14 protein-coding genes and 1 pseudogene are annotated in these 15,403 nt (G+C 64.2%); 9 read left to right on the top strand and 6 right to left on the bottom strand.

Features of this window, described 5'->3' with window-relative positions; translation table 11 throughout:
* Positions 1 to 370 precede the first annotated feature (370 nt).
* From EPL01_RS01265 to pspAB, 3 genes are all read right to left on the bottom strand, one after another.
* Positions 371 to 1,360: an AI-2E family transporter gene (locus EPL01_RS01265; protein WP_135823446.1), complete on the bottom strand. Its 990-nt coding sequence runs from the start codon at positions 1,358 to 1,360 to the stop codon at positions 371 to 373.
* A gap of 275 nt (positions 1,361 to 1,635) precedes the next feature.
* A complete protein-coding gene (gene radA, locus EPL01_RS01260; protein WP_135823445.1) occupies positions 1,636 to 2,670 on the bottom strand; it encodes a DNA repair and recombination protein RadA in 1,035 nt (344 codons plus the stop codon).
* A gap of 129 nt (positions 2,671 to 2,799) precedes the next feature.
* Entirely contained in the window at positions 2,800 to 3,405 is a 606-nt protein-coding gene (gene pspAB / locus EPL01_RS01255) for a PspA-associated protein PspAB (protein WP_135823444.1), read from the bottom strand.
* 244 nt (positions 3,406 to 3,649) lie between these two features.
* On the opposite strand from pspAB, the gene EPL01_RS01250 reads away from it, so the two are divergent.
* A complete protein-coding gene (locus tag EPL01_RS01250; RefSeq protein WP_135823443.1) occupies positions 3,650 to 4,165 on the top strand; it encodes a DsrE family protein in 516 nt (171 codons plus the stop codon).
* A gap of 36 nt (positions 4,166 to 4,201) precedes the next feature.
* Here the strand turns inward: EPL01_RS01250 and htpX are convergent, their stop codons facing one another.
* Positions 4,202 to 5,059 (bottom strand): zinc metalloprotease HtpX, encoded by an 858-nt coding sequence (gene htpX, locus EPL01_RS01245; RefSeq protein WP_135823442.1) that lies wholly within the window; start codon positions 5,057 to 5,059, stop codon positions 4,202 to 4,204.
* A gap of 128 nt (positions 5,060 to 5,187) precedes the next feature.
* Here htpX and EPL01_RS01240 point away from each other — a divergent pair, with 128 nt between their 5' ends.
* The 5 genes and pseudogenes from EPL01_RS01240 to EPL01_RS01220 all read left to right on the top strand — a co-directional run.
* Positions 5,188 to 5,955 (top strand): CPBP family intramembrane glutamic endopeptidase, encoded by a 768-nt coding sequence (locus EPL01_RS01240; RefSeq protein ID WP_135823441.1) that lies wholly within the window; start codon positions 5,188 to 5,190, stop codon positions 5,953 to 5,955.
* Between the two features lie 83 nt (positions 5,956 to 6,038).
* The gene (locus EPL01_RS01235) at positions 6,039 to 7,373 is read left to right on the top strand and encodes an aminotransferase family protein (RefSeq protein ID WP_135823440.1); all 1,335 of its coding nucleotides are present in this window, start codon (positions 6,039 to 6,041) and stop codon (positions 7,371 to 7,373) included.
* Positions 7,374 to 7,525: 152 nt separating this feature from the next.
* Positions 7,526 to 8,278: a hypothetical protein gene (locus tag EPL01_RS01230; protein WP_135823439.1), complete on the top strand. Its 753-nt coding sequence runs from the start codon at positions 7,526 to 7,528 to the stop codon at positions 8,276 to 8,278.
* Positions 8,279 to 8,458: 180 nt separating this feature from the next.
* A complete protein-coding gene (locus EPL01_RS01225; protein WP_135823438.1) occupies positions 8,459 to 9,358 on the top strand; it encodes an NAD-dependent epimerase/dehydratase family protein in 900 nt (299 codons plus the stop codon).
* A 344-nt stretch (positions 9,359 to 9,702) separates the two neighbouring features.
* Positions 9,703 to 10,035, top strand: a pseudogene (locus EPL01_RS01220) (DUF2243 domain-containing protein); the annotation flags it as partial.
* A gap of 19 nt (positions 10,036 to 10,054) precedes the next feature.
* Here the strand turns inward: EPL01_RS01220 and EPL01_RS01215 are convergent.
* Complete coding sequence (locus tag EPL01_RS01215) at positions 10,055 to 10,381, bottom strand: hypothetical protein (protein ID WP_135823437.1); 327 nt, start codon at positions 10,379 to 10,381, stop codon at positions 10,055 to 10,057.
* 953 nt (positions 10,382 to 11,334) lie between these two features.
* Here EPL01_RS01215 and EPL01_RS01210 point away from each other — a divergent pair.
* From EPL01_RS01210 to EPL01_RS01200, 3 genes are all read left to right on the top strand, one after another.
* A complete protein-coding gene (locus tag EPL01_RS01210) occupies positions 11,335 to 12,480 on the top strand; it encodes a 60S ribosomal export protein NMD3 (protein ID WP_135823436.1) in 1,146 nt (381 codons plus the stop codon).
* Complete coding sequence (locus EPL01_RS01205) at positions 12,477 to 13,541, top strand: class I SAM-dependent methyltransferase (RefSeq protein WP_135823435.1); 1,065 nt, start codon at positions 12,477 to 12,479, stop codon at positions 13,539 to 13,541. Before EPL01_RS01210 ends, EPL01_RS01205 begins: the two co-directional genes overlap by 4 nt.
* Positions 13,542 to 13,875: 334 nt before the next feature.
* Complete coding sequence (locus EPL01_RS01200) at positions 13,876 to 14,055, top strand: hypothetical protein (protein ID WP_135823434.1); 180 nt, start codon at positions 13,876 to 13,878, stop codon at positions 14,053 to 14,055.
* Positions 14,056 to 14,398: 343 nt separating this feature from the next.
* On the opposite strand, the gene EPL01_RS01195 is transcribed toward EPL01_RS01200, so the two are convergent.
* Positions 14,399 to 15,319: a cupredoxin domain-containing protein gene (locus EPL01_RS01195; RefSeq protein ID WP_210424033.1), complete on the bottom strand. Its 921-nt coding sequence runs from the start codon at positions 15,317 to 15,319 to the stop codon at positions 14,399 to 14,401.
* Between the last annotated feature and the right edge of the window lie 84 nt (positions 15,320 to 15,403).

Here is a 15,403-nt window from a genome sequence, read left to right as displayed (position 1 = left end):
TATCGAGTTTTTCTGGTTTTCTTTGCCCGGAAGTCGGTAGTCGTTCCTAATTTGACGTGACCGCGAGCATGAGTCGCAAGAGGGCGGTAGTATTGTTTTCTTGAAGCCCCCGCCCGGTCGCGGTCGCTGAACAGGATATTCGGGGCGCTCTCCGCGCCGGAAGACAAACCGCGTCTTCCGAGCCTCGCCTCACTTCGGCGAGACACCGCCCGCGCCCCGAATAGTTGCCTGTTCAGACGACCATGTCCTTCGGACGCGACCGGGCGGCCCCTTCATCCCGCCCTATCGGCTGATTCGCCGGGCGTTTGCTGGTGGATTGTTCCACCGAGCGCATTCTGGCGGTCTGCCCCATCGACCGAAATCCGCCGACTCAGACCAAATCGTAGTAGTCGCTGAACACCTCGACCGTCTCCTTGAACAGCGCGAGGATGATGGGGCCGACGAAGATGCCGATGGCTCCGAGGAAGTAGGCCGCGCCGAAGACCCCCAGCAGGATGACCCCCGAGTGGAGCGACGACTCCTTGTCGATGACCAGCGCGCGGAGGTAGTCGTCGGTGACCGCCACGACCGTCATCCCGTGGACGACGAGGAGGGCGGCCTCGAAGACGCGGCCGTTCACGACGAGGAAGATGGTCGCGCCGCCGAGGACCGGCGAGACGCCGACGATGGGTACCATCGCCAGAAACATCATCACGACGGTCCAGAACGCCGCGTTCGGAATCCCGAGCGCGAACAGGCCGAGGCCCGAGACGAACCCCTGCACGGTGGCGACGAAGACGTGACCTTTCAGGACCGCCCACGTGGCCTCCTCGGCCTCGGCGTAGAGGTTGTCCTGCACCGGTCTCGGGAGCGGGGTGACGCGCTTGGCCCACCGGACCAGCGTGTCGCCGTCCTTGAGCAGATAGTAGAGCAGGAACAGGAGCAGAAGGATACCGAGAGTGAAGTGGACGCCCGCGCTCGCCAGTCCGGAACTCCGCTCGGCGAGCGCGGTGGTGAAGTTGCTCAGAATCTGGTCGAATCGCGCGCCGATTTGGACGCCGATGACCCGCTCGACCACTCGCTCGACCGATTGATACGTCGGTAGTTCGCTCACCTCGGTCGGCAAATCGCCGACGTCGCCGAGTGCGACCTGTAGAAAGAGACCGATCGGGCCGACGAACAGCAGGACAGTCAGCGTCACGAGCGCGAACGCGGCGACGCGGGGGCCGACCTCGGGCGCGAGTCGCCGCTGGAAGGGCGTGAGGACGAACGCGAGGAGAATCGCCGCGAGGAGGTAGTTGAGGAAGGGCCTGACGACGAGGAACGACAGGATTGCGAGAACACCGACCAGAATGGCCGCGAACGCGGTCCGCGCTTTCATGTGTCGAACTAGAGGGTATCCCGGCCTAAAATCCACGCGGCCGATTCGGTCGGTGGCGGCCGCGTCCCGCCTCGACGCTCCTGCCGTTACCTCGCTGCTCGCGTCGTTCTATCTCCGAGCCGTCACTCCAAGCCGATAGACATATTTATACGATTCCTAAAAATAGCTATTTATTTTCTAAATAATGGTGGTTATTGCTCTGAGTCTCCCTTGCGTGCTGGGAGTATCGCCGCTATCGCACGGCAAAAACGAAGCGGAGAACGAAAATAGCCGACTTACTCGGGTTTCAGACCGGCGTCCTCGACGCGCATGACGGCCTCGCCGTCGGCGAGGTTCGGCGCGTCAACGAGGCGGACGATGCGCTTGTCGCCCTTGGACTTGCGGAGGTAGATGCGGAAGGTGGACTTGTGGCCGAGGATGTTGCCACCGATGGGCTGGGTCGGGTCGCCGAAGAACGAGTCGGGGTTCGAAGCGACCTGGTTCGTCACGACGACCGCGGTGTTGTGGAGGTTGCCGACCTTGTCGAGGTCGTGGAGGTGCTTGTTGAGCTTCTGCTGGCGCTCGGCGAGTTCGCCGCGGCCGACGTATTCGGCGCGGAAGTGGGCCGTCAGCGAGTCCACGCAGAGGAGGCGCACGGGATACTCGTCGTCTTGGGTCTCGTTGGCGAGTTCTTGGGCCTTCTCCGCCAGCAGCATCTGGTGGTTGGAGTTGAACGCCTTGGCGACGTGAATCTTGTCGAGGAAGTCCTCGACCAGACTCTCCATCGCCTCGTCGTCGTCGGGCGTGCCCTCGATTTCGCGCTCGTCCATCGCGGCCTGAATGGCCTCGTCCGGCAGGCCCCGGACCATGTCGTCGATACGCTCGGGGCGGAAGGTGTCCTCGCTGTCCACGAACATGGCGCTGCCGCCGAGGCCGCCGTGTTCGCGGGGGAGCTGGACGTTGACCGCGAGCTGGTGGGTGACCTGCGACTTACCCGCACCGAACTCGCCGTAGACTTCCGTAATCGACTGGGTTTCGACGCCGCCGCCCAGCAAGTCGTCGACCTCGTCGATTTTCCACTTGAGCTTGCCGATCTTCTCGCGGCGCTCCAGCACGGCCGCGCCGGTCTCGAACCCGCCCACGTCGGCGGCCTCGCGGGCCGCCTGAACGATGTCGGAGGCGGTCGAGTCGCCCACGTCGGCGGTGTTCGAGAGTTCGCTGGGGCTGGCTACTGCGAGGCCCTCGTAAGAGTCGAAGCCTGCGTCTCGGAGCTTTTCTGCCGTCGCCGGGCCGACGCCCGGAAGTTCTTCGAGGTCTACGTCTGCTGCCATCGTATCCCTGCCTTGTGCCCCACTTCATATAAACCCCCGTTAACACCATACTGGAAGTGAAAATGCAAGCATGCGTCGGGGGGATGACGCACGTCTGACGGAGTTTAAAGTGAGAAACTTAGAGGCGGTCTACTCCCACGGGTGCTTGCCGGGGCTACTCGGCAGGAGCGCGTACCAGTACTCTTTGTTCTCCTCTACGTCTAACTCGCCGTCGAGGTTGCTCTCCAGTTTGAACTCGGCGCTCGAATCCCGGTCGTTGGTCCCCTTCGGCACGAGTGGGTAGTACGCACCCCGCCGGAAGGAGTAGACCCAGTAAGCGTACTGTCCGTCATTCTCGAAGGCGAAGAGTGCGGCGAGGAGTCTCGACCCGTATCCCCGCTCCATCAGCGTGTCCGCCGCGAAGTTGAGGCTGGTCACGAGGTCCTCGAAGTCCGAGTCCCGCAGGATTACCCACGAGTAGCCGTAGTCGTCGGTGCGGGCCTCCGTCTCGGTGCCGGTCTCCTCCGCGCCGACCTCCAGAATCTCGTGGACCTCCTCGACCGCGTCGGAGAAGTCGGCGCTGTCGACCTCCGAGAAGCACAGCGCCGCCTCGCCGACCACCTCGTAGCCCAGTTCGGCCTCCATCGTGATGTAGGCCGTACTCATCCCGAACAGGTCCTCGGGGTCGGCCTTCCGGGTGGCGTCGGCCTCTGCCCGGATGCCCAGCACTTCGCGCAGTCCGTCGAACAGTCCCATGCCCCCGTCTACGGACTCCCCGACAAAAAGCCGTGTCTCCTACCTCGGGTAGTGTTTGGATACGCCAGCGAAGCAGTAACGTGGGCCTCGAAAGCCCTCACGCGGTTCGCGGTCGCCCTTTCAGTCCGCCAGGACTGAGGGCGTCTCCCCGGTCGAACCCGTCGGTGGTAGTTTCCTCGCTCGTGTCCGGCCGCTGACCTTAGCGCCCGCGTAAGAAAACGCCGAGAGGCCGAACGCCCTGTCGATGACGAACCGAACCGGAACCAGACGGCGGTTCCTCCGCGCCGCCGGGACGGGGACTGTCGTCGCGCTCGCGGGATGCACCGGCGACGGCGGCACGACCCAGACGACGGACCAGACCACGACCGATTCGACCCCCGAGACGACGGAAACGACCGAAACTACGACGAAATCCTCAGCCATGAACGCAATCCTCCATTTCAGCGGCAACGAGAACCAGCAGAGCCACGCGGTAGCGAACGCCAAGAACCTCCTCGCCGACGAGACGACGCCGATAGAATCTGTCGCGCTGGTCGCCAACGGCGACGGCGTCCTACTGCTGACGGCCGACTCGAATCGACAGAAGGGCGTGGCGGCGCTCGCCGAGGAGGGCGTCTCGCTCCTCGCGTGCGAGAACAGCCTCCAAGCCAAGGGGCTGACCGAAGACGACCTGCTGGCGGGCGTCGAGACGGTCCCCGCTGGCGTCGGCGAACTCGTGAAACGGCAGGACGAGGGGTACGCCTACATCAAGGTGCCGTGAGCGCAGACGAAAATTCGAGTATGGTCCTGCGACCGACTACATTTCCTTTTCGAGTTGCCGAAGTCGCTCGACGCGGGCCTCGGTACTCGGGTGGGTGCTGAACACCTTCCCGATGAAGTCTCCCTTGAGGGGGATGATGAAGAAGGCGTTCATCTCGGACTGCTCGCGGACGTCCTTCTTCGGAACCTTGCTCATCCCGCTGTCGATGGTCATCAGCGCCGAGGCCAGCGCCGAGGGCTTGCCCGTGATGGTCGCGCCGCCCCGGTCGGCCGCGAACTCGCGGTACCGCGAGAGGGCGCGAATCAGCAGGAAGCTCACTATCCAGACCACCAGCGAGGCGAGGATGGCGACCCAGACCTGCGGGCTGTCTTCGTCGCCGCCGCCGAACCACCAGCCCCACCGCACCACGAGGAAGGCGATGGTCGAGAGGAACGACGCGACGGTCATCACCATCATGTCGCGGTTCTTGACGTGGGCGAGTTCGTGGGCCAGCACCCCCTCCAACTCGTCTTTGTCGAGGGTCTTCAGCAGCCCGGTCGTGACCGCGACCGCGGCGCTGTTCTGCGAGCGCCCGGTGGCGAAGGCGTTCGGGACGCGACTGTCCACGACCGCGACCTTCGGTTTCGGCAGGTCGGCCTGCTGAGAGAGTCTGCCGAGCATCCGATGGAGTTCCGGATACTCGTCTTCGCTGACCTCCTTCGCCCCCATGCTCCACAGCGTCAGCTTGTCGCTGAAGAAGAACTGGGCGAGTGAGAAACTACCCATTACCAACACGATTCCGAATAGGCTCGCATATCGGGAGAGGACGCCGATGAAGACGATGTACAGCGCGAACAGTAGGAACATCGTCAGGGCCATTCGCCCGCGAAGTCCCCAGTCTGCTTTCCACTTCATGTGGGCCCCTAGGGTTTCACCGTTTTTAAACGTTGGTCGGACGCCGGTCCGCCGACTCGCGCCGACACCCGCGAGCGATTTCGGTTCCGGCAAACCTACTTGGTGCTTCCCGTTGTCAGCTACTCGCAATGTCTCACCAGTCGGCCAACCCCGACCAGTCGTCGAACCCGGTCGTCCGCGTCGGCGTCGCCACCGGCCTCACCGTCCTCGGAGTCGTCCTCAGCGTCCTGCTGTCGATTCCGGTACTCGTCGTCTCGCTGGGTGTCACTGCACAGTTCGTGGTCGCGCTCATCCTCTCGGAGCTGGGGTTCGTCGCGGCGGCGCTCGTCTTCCTCCGGGCGACCGGCAACGGTCTGGACTACCTCCGGCTTCGAATGCCGGACAGTCGCGCGCTCGGCATCGTCCTCGCCGGGACGTTCGTGCTGTTCGCCTACCGGCTCGCCGCCATCGTCGCGGCCCAGCAGGCCGGACTCCCGCTGGCGGGCAACTCGGTGACGCAACTCGCCGAGGAGGGCGTGCTGACCTCGCTCCTGTTGCTCGTCCCGCTCTCGATTCTGGTCATCGGTCCGGCCGAGGAGTTGCTCTTCCGGGGGGTCATCCAGTCGTACCTCGACGGGGCCTTCTCGCGCGCGCCTGCGGTGGTTCTCACTAGCGTCCTGTTCGCGCTGGTCCACCTGCCGACGACGTGGGTCGCCACGCCCGACGCGCTCGCGGTGACGGTGACGCTGGCGATTCTGTTCGGTCTCTCGATTCTGCTGGGCTATCTCTTCGTCTGGACCGACAATCTGGTCGTGCCGATTCTGGTCCACGGCCTGTACGACGCGCTGTTGTTCGGAATCGCGTACGTGACGCTGTCGTCGGGCGCGATGAACGAGAGCGGGGCGATGGCGTTCTGAGTGCTGTCAGCCGAATCGAGGTATCTGCCAGACGCGACTGTTCGGGCGTGTACCCTTATCACGCGGCGAGTCGTGGTTCGACCATGGCAGACGGTCACCCACCCGCTTCTCCCGACGCGACTCCGCGGAGCGGACCGCTACCTCACTGGTCGGACCCTGACGACGACGTGCCGACGCTCGTCCGCGGCGAGGGCGTGCGGGTCTACGACGACGAGGACACCGAGTACCTCGACTTCGCCTCGCAACTCTACTGCGTCAACGCGGGCCACAGCGACGAGCGCATCGTCGAGGCGATGACCGAACAGGCGAGCGCGATTCCCTACGTCTCCTCGTCGAAGCACAACGACGCGCGCTCGGAACTTGCCGGGCGACTCGCCGAGGTCGCGCCAGACGGCCTGTCGGACGTGTACTTCGCGGTCTCGGGAAGCGAGGCCAACGAGGCGGCGGTCCAGTTCGCTCGCGCTCAGCAGGACGCCCCGAAGGTGCTGACGCGCTGGCGGTCGTACCACGGCGGGACCTACGGCGCGGCCGCGCTGACGGGCGACCCCTCGACTCGCGCCACCGTCGAGCGGTACGCCGCGACCTCGGGGTCCACGAAGTTCCTGCCGCCGATTCCGCGGGCGTTCGACGGCGCGACCGGCGAGGAGTTGGCCGAGCAGGCCGCGGACCACCTCGAATTCGTCATCCGCAACGAGGGACCGGACTCCATCGCGGCGATTCTGACCGAACCGGTCGGCGGGACCAGCGGTGCCTTCCCCGCGCCGCCGGGGTACTTCGAGCGCGTCCGGGACCTCTGCGACGAGTACGACATCCTGCTGATTTCCGACGAGGTCATCGCCGGATTCGGGCGGTGCGGCGACTGGTTCGGGATTCAACGCGAGGACGTCGAACCGGACATCGTCACCTTCGCCAAGGGGGTGACGAGCGCCTACGCACCGCTGGCGGGCGTGCTGGTCAACGCGGAGTTGGGCGAAAGCCTCCGCGAGGAGGGCATCGACGTGGGCCAGACCTTCGCCGGGCACCCGGTCGCCTGCGCCGCGGGGGTCGCCGCGATGGACGCTTACGACGAGGACCTCCTCGACAACGTCCGCAATCTCGCGCCGACGCTGGAATCCGAACTCCGCGAGATGGCCGACGCCCGCGACGCCGTGACCGACGTGCGCGGTCGCGGATTCCTCTGGGCCGTCGAGTTCGCCGACCCCGACTCGGGCGAGACCTTCGTGGACCCGTGGGCGGGCGACGAGGGCGAGAACCCGGTCGTGGAGGTGGTCGAGGCCGCCGCGGAGAAGGGCGTGCTGGTCGGTGGCGGGCGTCCCAACTTCCAGACCATCGTCGCGCCGCCGCTCTGTGCCACCGAGGACGACATTCGGGAGGGCGTGAGAGTGCTGAACGAGGTAATCGGTGAGGTGTTCGACTGAGCTGATTCGAAGCCGATTCGCAGTTGGAATCGGTCCGAAGGTGGACCTCCGAATCGCCTCGGGATCGAAACCTGTCTACCGGGCTACAGAGTCTTAATGCTCTCTGAGGTTGCAGTTTGTTAACTAGTCGGGGACGGTCCCGGCAGAGAGTTATGAACCGCATCAGGGCGTTCGCCGCGGTTTGCGTGCTTGTCGTACTCGTCGGTAGTTCGGCCTCGTTCGCGCTCGGGGACGTGTCTCGGGACGCGGCGGAGTCGTCGGCGCAAATCGCGGCCCAGACCGGTGAGACCGGGTCGGTGAGTGTAGAGATTATGCCCGAGAAGAATCGTATCTTGAGAAATCAACCGATGAATTTCGCCGTTCGGGTCGTTTCCGACGGCGGCGATATTCTACTTGGTCTTCGGGTTCACTCTGAGACACCGACGACCTTCGAATTTCACAATCCGGATGTGGAGGTAATCTCTATTTCGTGGCTGTATCCGAACTTTGATGCTGTTGCGTATATCCCTGAAAGAAGCGCCGATAGAGAGGAGTACATTCCTGTGACAATCTCACCAGAGAAGAAGCTCCCGCAGAGCAGTTCGACTGTCGAAGCTACGTACATTTCGCGGGACGTTCCGGTGATGCCCACGGCCGAGTTCACCTTTGGAATCAGATGTCCTGCCGAGTGCCACGCCGAATTGATGGTCCAGTGGGTCGGCGAGAATATCGGGTCTCTCCTCACGCTCCTCGGCCTCCTCATCGCTTTCTTCGGCCGGAAACAAATCTGGGACGCGCTCGGGCTACCGCGAGAGCATGAAGAGGAGGTCGAAGTCGAAACTGGCGAGCGACCGGACGCCGGAACCGCCGATAGCGAACCGCCGGAGGCTGACGCCGTCAGCGACGGCCAGCGACCCGAGGGATAGCATCTCGATTTGCGGCCCACGTTTTCGCTTATCTACCAGCAAAGAAATAAAAACAATTCATAAAGTAATAGAAGGTTGTTTCTAAAATAGGTATTAGTTGCTGGAGTCAGCTAATCGCCGACGCGCTCCGCTTCGCCGACCGCCCCAACCATTTACCCCGACATCGTCGTATCCCGGTCCATGCCACAGACCAGAACAGTCGTCGTCACGGGCGGTCTCGGACGCTCCGGGCGCTGGATAGCCGACCTCCTCGCCGCCGAGGAGTGGCGGGTCGTCTGCGTCGATACCACCCATCCGGGGTGGGAAATCGACGCCCGCGAGAACATCGATTTCCGCGCCGCGGACCTCACGGACCGGGGCGAGGCGCTCGATTTGCTGGCCGACCTCGACCCCGACGCCGTGGTCCACTGGGCCGCGCTCCCGTCGCCGACGCGCCACGCCGGGGGTCGAGTCTTCGAGACGAACGTGCTGGCGACCTACAACGTCCTCGTCGGCGCGGGCCGGGCCGGAGCGCAGGTCGCGTGGGCCTCCAGCGAGAGCGCCTACGGGTTCGCCTTCGCCGAGGAGAGACGCCTCCCCGAGCGCCTGCCGATTCGGGAGGCCAATGCGCTCCGGCCCGAGGACCCCTACGGGACCTCGAAGGTCGTCGGCGAGGAGGTCGCCAAGATGGTGACCCGGCGCTTCGACGTGCCCGTGGCCTCGATTCGCCCATCGTGGATTCAGTACCCCGGCGAGTACAACTGCGTCGAGGCGCGCGAGGACCTCGCCAACGGCGCGGGCAACTTCTGGTCCTACGTGGACGTCCGCGACGTGGCGGGCCTCGTCGCGGCCGCGCTCGACGCCGACTTCTCGGGCCACGAACCCTTCCACGTCGCGGCGGCGGACAACTATCTGGAGACGCCAATCGAGGACGCGCTCGAAGAGTTCTTCGGCGAGGTGCCCGACGACTGCAACGTCTCGGGCGACGACTCGGCGCTCTCGGTGGCGAAGGCCGACGAGGTGCTGGACTGGGAACCCGACCACTCGTGGCGCGATGCTGTGGACGAGGATGTCGAGAGACCGGAGTTGGTCAGGAAGTGAAGAGATAGCAACTCCCGATTACGTATCGTCTATATCGACACTAATTTGTATTTTGACGAGGGATAATGAACTGCCGGGGCTGGCAGGGGCGACTCACTACAAACCGTAGTGGGGAGTCCGAATCAGAACGCATCCTTTCGACAACTGTTTCCTGAACGGAGATGTGACTACTTCGTCTGAGCATCGGCCACGGAGGTTTTCGCCGTGGATTCCCAACTTCGCACGTGAGTTCTCGACCCGACCGCCAGCGCCGACTCCTGCTCGGTAGCGGCACGCTCGGCTTCGGATTCGGCGCGCTCCTCGATGTGGTGGTCTTTCACATGATTCTCTAGTGGCACCACCTCGTCTCGGACTGGATTACGACCTCGACACTCGACGGCTTGCAGGCGAACGTCTACTGGGACGGCCTGTTCTCGCTGTCGATGATCGGCATCACGCTGGTCGGCGCGGGCCTGATCTGGCGGGCGCTGAATCGCTCGTCGGAAGCCCACTCCGCGGTGCGAGTGGTCGGGGGTCTCTTCGTGGGTGCCGGACTGTTCAACGTCTTCGACGGCGTAGTGGACCACTACCTGCTGAACATCCACGACGCGGTCCACGGCACGCAGGCGTTCAATCCACACTGGGTCGGCGCGAGTCTGCTGATTCTCGGGGCGGGGATTCTGGTTCTCGAACGATAGCCGAAGTCTGTTTGGATGGTCACCGCGTCGTTTGCAGGACCCGCAGTCCGTCGGAGTCGACCGTCACGTAGAGGACGTAGAACACGCCCTCGCCCAAGTCGTGAATCTTCCGAAGTCCCGACTCGGTGGTGACCGTCAGCGCGTAGTGACTCGATTCGTCTCCCGCGTCGGGAAGGGTGACCTCGTAGCGTCTCTCCGCGCCCGATTTCAGGGTCAGCGTTCGCTCGGACACGACACTCCCCGTGTTCTCGTCCGTGAACCGAACCGTCAGCGTGTGCGTCTGGTCGCTCTCGTTCGACACCTCCACCGTGTCGTCTCGGTCTAACTGCCCAAGACAACCGGCCATCAAAAAAATAGGAAGTGACCTTACGAACAGTAGCCGCCGCTTTTTATTTATTGCCCCGAAATCGTCTTGCTGCATCCTAACTGCCGAGTTCGTTTCGCGTCGGTCGTGCTAAACCTTCCGCATAGCGATATAACTGCTTCACCGCCCGAAAAGTTAATTATCTTTAATGAAGTATACGCCATTCGGTTGATAACAAATGCCAAGGACGGACACGAAATGGGTAGCTATCGTCGTAGCAATGCTTATTGCATCTTCGTTGTTTATTCTCCTGCCCGGACAAACTAGCGGGACAGATATCCATCGAGGCCAGTCGGAGCAATTATCGCCGCGAGAGAACCCACTTCGGGTAAACATTACGCCTAGCAAAGAAACGCTCTATCAGAACGAATCGAGGGTCTTCCATTTGATGCTTCTGAACCCCTCCACGAGCAACGAGTCGCTTTCCGGATTTTTGTACGCAGGATACGAGGATCGAAGTGATCCACCCAACGTTACCATTGCGGCGCAATCGCCAAACGTTCGGTATCGAGACGTTGTCGGTCGACATCTCGAATTTAATCTATCGCCGGGCGGAAAGCGCGTCTTCCCTATCCACGTACACAGGGGGTCTGGAGCAGGTAGTCACGAACTGAACGCGACGACGGTCTATTTCCAAGGGTGGAATTTGACCCGGGAGTCCGCGGTCGCGTCGGTCGATATTGAACCGACTCCCTGTCAGTTCTCCTGTCGAGTGCAACGTATCGTGGACGACATACGCAGCTGGTTCGGCAATAATTGGAACTGGATGGTCGCATTGCTTTCGCTGCTGGTAGCTATCACTTCACTTCTGGCACCGAATCGGGTTCGGAAGTTCGTCGGTCTCTCGGAAGTACCGACTACTGAATCAACAGACAAGTAATGCCCTTCCTCGCGGGTTCTTCAGACTTAAACCCTCCAATCCCCTACGCTCTTCCATGACTACCGAAGCCCGCGAGTTCTGTCCGAACTGCGGGGACCCCATCGAAGTAGACCCCGCGGAGCGGACGCCCCTCCCCGAGGCCGCCGGAAAGCGCGGCAAGGAGCAGAAGCTCTGCGATTCGTGTTACTTCGACCGGTTCGACCTCGTGGACGCGCCCGACCGCATCGAGGTGCTGGTCTGCTCGCAGTGCGGGGCGGTCCACCGCGGCAAGCGCTGGGTGGACGTCGACGCCCGCGACTACACCGACGTGGCAATCGAGGAGGTCAGCGAGGCGCTGGGCGTCCACCTCGACGCCTACGACGTGTCGTGGCAGGTCGACCCCGAGCAGGTGGACCAGAACACCATCCGGATGCACTGTCACTTCTCGGGCATCGTGCGCGAGACGTTCGTCGAGGAGGAAGTCGTCGTCCCGGTCAAGATATCGCGCCAGACCTGCACGCGGTGCGGTCGCATCGCCGGGGACTACTACGCCAGCACGGTCCAGATTCGCGCCGAGGAGCGCACGCCGACCAGCGAGGAAATCGAGCGCGCTGAGGAGATCGCCCACGAAATCGTCGCCGAGATGGAGGAGACCGGCGACCGCAACGCCTTCGTCACCGAGGTCGGCGAGACCGACGACGGCGTGAACATCAAGGTCTCGACCACCAACATCGGCAAGAAGATTTCCGCCAAGGTGGTCGAGGAGTTCGGCGGGAGTTTCTCGGACGCTGAGACCCTCGTCACCGAGGACGAGGACGGCGAAGAGGTCTATCGCGTCACCTACGCGGTGCGCCTCCCGCCGTACTCGCCCGGCGAGATAATCGACCCGAAGGACGACGACGGTCCGGTCCTCGTCCGGAGCGTCCGCGGCAATCTGAAGGGGACGCGACTCACGACCGGCGAGGACTACGAGGCCACCTTCGAGGAGGGCGACGCCCCCGAGGCCCGGCGACTCGGCGACCTCGACGACGCCGAGACGACGACGCTCGTGGCGGTCGAAGACGAGCGCGCGGTGCAGGTGCTGGACCCCGAGACCTACCGGACCGAGACCATCGCGCGCCCCGACTACATGGACCCGGACGCCGACGAGGTCCCGGTGCTGAAGAGCCGCGCGGGCCTCCACGTCGTGCCGGACGAGCGCGGAGACGGCGAGGACGGATGACCGAGCGCGACGACGAAACCACTCTCGCCGCGCTGGTCCGCAAGCCCGAGAGCGAAGCCACCATCGCGGCGTTGCAGGACGAGGGCGTCTACGACGTGACCCGGAAGGTCCGCGAACACGACGAGGAGTTCGTGGAACTGCCCGTCACCGACCCGCCGAGCGAGACCGACGTGCTGGACGTGGTGGAGCAAGTGAATCCCGAGCGCAGACTGCCGGACCTCGACTCGCACCTCCGAGAGATGGGGTGGTCCGAGGCGGAAATCGCTCGCGCACCGGGGTCGTGGGCAGTCGTCGGGAGCATCGTCCTCGTCACCTTCGGCGACGGAGACGACCGCGACGAGGAAGCCGAGACTGACGAGGAGGGCGGAATCGACCGCGAGGAGGTCGGCGAGGCCCTCCTCTCGCTCCACGGCGAGGCCGACACGGTGCTGGCCCACGAGGGCGTCTCGGGCGAACACCGCGAACCGTCGGTCTCGGTCGTGGCGGGCGCGGGCGACACCGAGACGGTCCACACCGAACACGGGACGCGATACGCGCTGGACCTCTCGGAAGTCATGTTCTCGCCGGGCAACAAGGCCGAGCGCGCTCGGATGGGCGAGGCGGTCGAACCGGACGAGCGCGTCTTCGACATGTTCGCGGGAATCGGCTACTTCACCCTGCCGATGGCCCGCGCCGGGGCCGAGGTGACTGCGGTCGAGAAGAACCCGGCGTCGTTTCGGTTCCTCGTGGAGAACGCGATGCTCAACGACGTGTCCGACCGCGTCTCGGCCTTCCGCGCGGACTGCCGGGACGTGGAGATAGACCCCCGAGCAGACCGCGTGGTGATGGGGTACTACGAGGCCGCCGACTACCTCGACTCGGCGCTGGCGGCGCTGAAACCGGGCGGCGTGGTCCACATGCACGAGGCGACGCCCGAGGAGTTGCTCTGGGACCGCCCGGTTTCGCGCCTTCGGGACGCCGCCGAGGCGGTCGGCCGCGAGGTCGAGATTCTCGACCGCCGGAAAGTCAAGAGCCACAGCGAAGGCGTCTGGCACGTGGTCGTCGACGCGCGAGTGGAGTGATTCGGCGGGACGCGCTGGAGGACAAACCGCGTCCTCCAAGCCCTGCTTCACTTCGTTCGGCAGGCCGCCGTCCGTGCGCAGTTCTGCGCACGGACGGCGGGGGAGGCACGGGGCGCGGTGCTGTGCGGAGCGGTGGCGGTGCTGTGCGGGGCGGTTGCGATGCTGTGCGGAGTGGTGGCGGTGCTGTGCGGGGCGGTTGCGATGCTGTGCGGAGTGGTGGCGGTGCTGTGCGGGGCGGTTGCGGTCGCAGTGAAACGGCTTCGTTCGAGGAGTCGAACGTCCCCGAATCTCGTCTCGACAGCATATTTATGCGTCCTCGCTCTCACGTCGGCGTATGCCCAAGTGCCCGTCCTGCGGCGGTGACGCCGCCGACCCGAACTACCGGAAACAGCGCGTCGAACCCAAAGCCGACCGCGACGGCGTGACCGTCACCGCCACGACCGGCCAGCAGTACTGGATGGTGCTGTGCCCCGCGTGCGACGCGGTGCTGGGAACTGTGGATGGTCGGGGATAGCTCGCCCCGCTCGGGGTTCGGACAACTATACAATGGTTAAGAGTTGGTAATAGTGTTCTAAAGAATTGTTTTGATTTCTATACTGGTTGTAGAGTCACTTCTCCGTACAGAATCTATCGAACCAAAAAATTATTTCGCTCGAATCACTTCCGTCTCGTATGGACGACGACACGCGCCAGAAGCTGATTTCGATATTCTTGGTGTTGCTGATGCTCAGTTCGGGCATCGTCTACACGATTTCGCTCATCTGAAGGAGTCGGTCGATTCGCTCGACCGAGGTCCGCCGTTGTGAGCGCGTCGTAGCGCCGCTTTCGGAGCCGTAGCCGTCAGACCTCACGGCGGGTCAGCACGGCGGGAAGCCCCGAATCCGGACGAACAACTGCTTGCTTTCGGGCGCGAGGTCGTCCCACGACACCCGGCGCTCGTCCACGATGTTGTCCGGGTCGAGCGCCGGGTCCGAGAGGACGCTGTAGGCCCCGACCCGCGGGAAGCTGAGTTCCTCCTCGCCGCCTTCCTGTTCGCCGCCCTCTCCTCCTTCCTGTCCGCCGCCGTCACCGCCTTCTTCTCCGCCGCCCTCCGGCACCGTCGTCACCGCGGTCTCGGTCGCAGTTGCCCCTTCCTCCTGCCCGGCGCAGAGGTCCGGCAGGGGGTCACTGCCCGGTCCGCTCGGCGACCCCACGACGATTCGCATCGCGTGGCCGAATATCTCGTGGGGCGCGCAGTGGATGTCGTACACCCCCGGCCGGTCGAAGGTGTAGAGCCAGTAGCCGCCCTGCGGGAGCGCTGGCGAGGAGAACGGCGGCACCTCGTCGGGCACCCGCTGTTGATAGCCGAACGCAGGGTGGTAGGCCGTCACCGTGTGGTGGGGCGACTCGTAGCTGAACCGCACCGTGTCGCCCGATTCGATGTAGACGCCGGTCGGCTCGAAGACGAACTCCGGAATCGGCGCGTCTCGGGGCCGAATCTGCAACTCGACTTCGACCTGCGGACTCGTCGGCGCGCTGGCCTCCTCGGACAGCGCCGGGAAGCCCCAGACCGGGTCCACCGTCTCCTGCTGGCGCGAGCGGTCGCGGACCTCCTCGGGCGTCGGCGCGTCGTCTGTCGCGTCGGTCGCGCCCGCCGAACTCGCAGTTCCAAGTGCGGCGAGCGCGCCTGCTCCGCCGAGCGCCCGCAGGACGCTCCGGCGTCTCGCGGTCGGCGAGAATTGCCCTCCGTCGACGGTCGATTCGTCTCTCTCGGTCGTCTCGCGTCCGGAATCCCCCATAGCCGACCGATATTCGGCGTCGGGCGGGTTAAAGCTACGCCACACCCCTACGGGAGGCCGACGGTCGTCCGCCTTCGAAGGCGC

The sequence above is a fragment of the Halorussus ruber genome (genome assembly GCF_004765785.1).
Taxonomy (GTDB): Archaea; Halobacteriota; Halobacteria; order Halobacteriales; family Haladaptataceae; genus Halorussus; species Halorussus ruber.
Note: the sequence above shows the minus strand (reverse complement) of the source record. Positions and strands in the feature narration are given on the sequence as shown.

Excerpts from the sequence above, each read along its gene's own strand:
- EPL01_RS01200 (WP_135823434.1), top strand. The coding sequence starts at position 13,876 with ATGCCCAAGTGCCCGTCCTGCGGCGGTGACGCCGCCGACCCGAACTAC.
- EPL01_RS01250 (WP_135823443.1), top strand. The coding sequence starts at position 3,650 with ATGACGAACCGAACCGGAACCAGACGGCGGTTCCTCCGCGCCGCCGGG.
- EPL01_RS01215 (WP_135823437.1), bottom strand. The coding sequence starts at position 10,381 with ATGGCCGGTTGTCTTGGGCAGTTAGACCGAGACGACACGGTGGAGGTG.
- EPL01_RS01240 (WP_135823441.1), top strand. The coding sequence starts at position 5,188 with ATGTCTCACCAGTCGGCCAACCCCGACCAGTCGTCGAACCCGGTCGTC.
- EPL01_RS01210 (WP_135823436.1), top strand. The coding sequence starts at position 11,335 with ATGACTACCGAAGCCCGCGAGTTCTGTCCGAACTGCGGGGACCCCATC.
- EPL01_RS01230 (WP_135823439.1), top strand. The coding sequence starts at position 7,526 with ATGAACCGCATCAGGGCGTTCGCCGCGGTTTGCGTGCTTGTCGTACTC.
- EPL01_RS01205 (WP_135823435.1), top strand. The coding sequence starts at position 12,477 with ATGACCGAGCGCGACGACGAAACCACTCTCGCCGCGCTGGTCCGCAAG.
- EPL01_RS01235 (WP_135823440.1), top strand. The coding sequence starts at position 6,039 with ATGGCAGACGGTCACCCACCCGCTTCTCCCGACGCGACTCCGCGGAGC.
- htpX (WP_135823442.1), bottom strand. The coding sequence starts at position 5,059 with ATGAAGTGGAAAGCAGACTGGGGACTTCGCGGGCGAATGGCCCTGACG.
- EPL01_RS01195 (WP_210424033.1), bottom strand. The coding sequence starts at position 15,319 with ATGGGGGATTCCGGACGCGAGACGACCGAGAGAGACGAATCGACCGTC.
- pspAB (WP_135823444.1), bottom strand. The coding sequence starts at position 3,405 with ATGGGACTGTTCGACGGACTGCGCGAAGTGCTGGGCATCCGGGCAGAG.
- EPL01_RS01225 (WP_135823438.1), top strand. The coding sequence starts at position 8,459 with ATGCCACAGACCAGAACAGTCGTCGTCACGGGCGGTCTCGGACGCTCC.
- EPL01_RS01265 (WP_135823446.1), bottom strand. The coding sequence starts at position 1,360 with ATGAAAGCGCGGACCGCGTTCGCGGCCATTCTGGTCGGTGTTCTCGCA.
- radA (WP_135823445.1), bottom strand. The coding sequence starts at position 2,670 with ATGGCAGCAGACGTAGACCTCGAAGAACTTCCGGGCGTCGGCCCGGCG.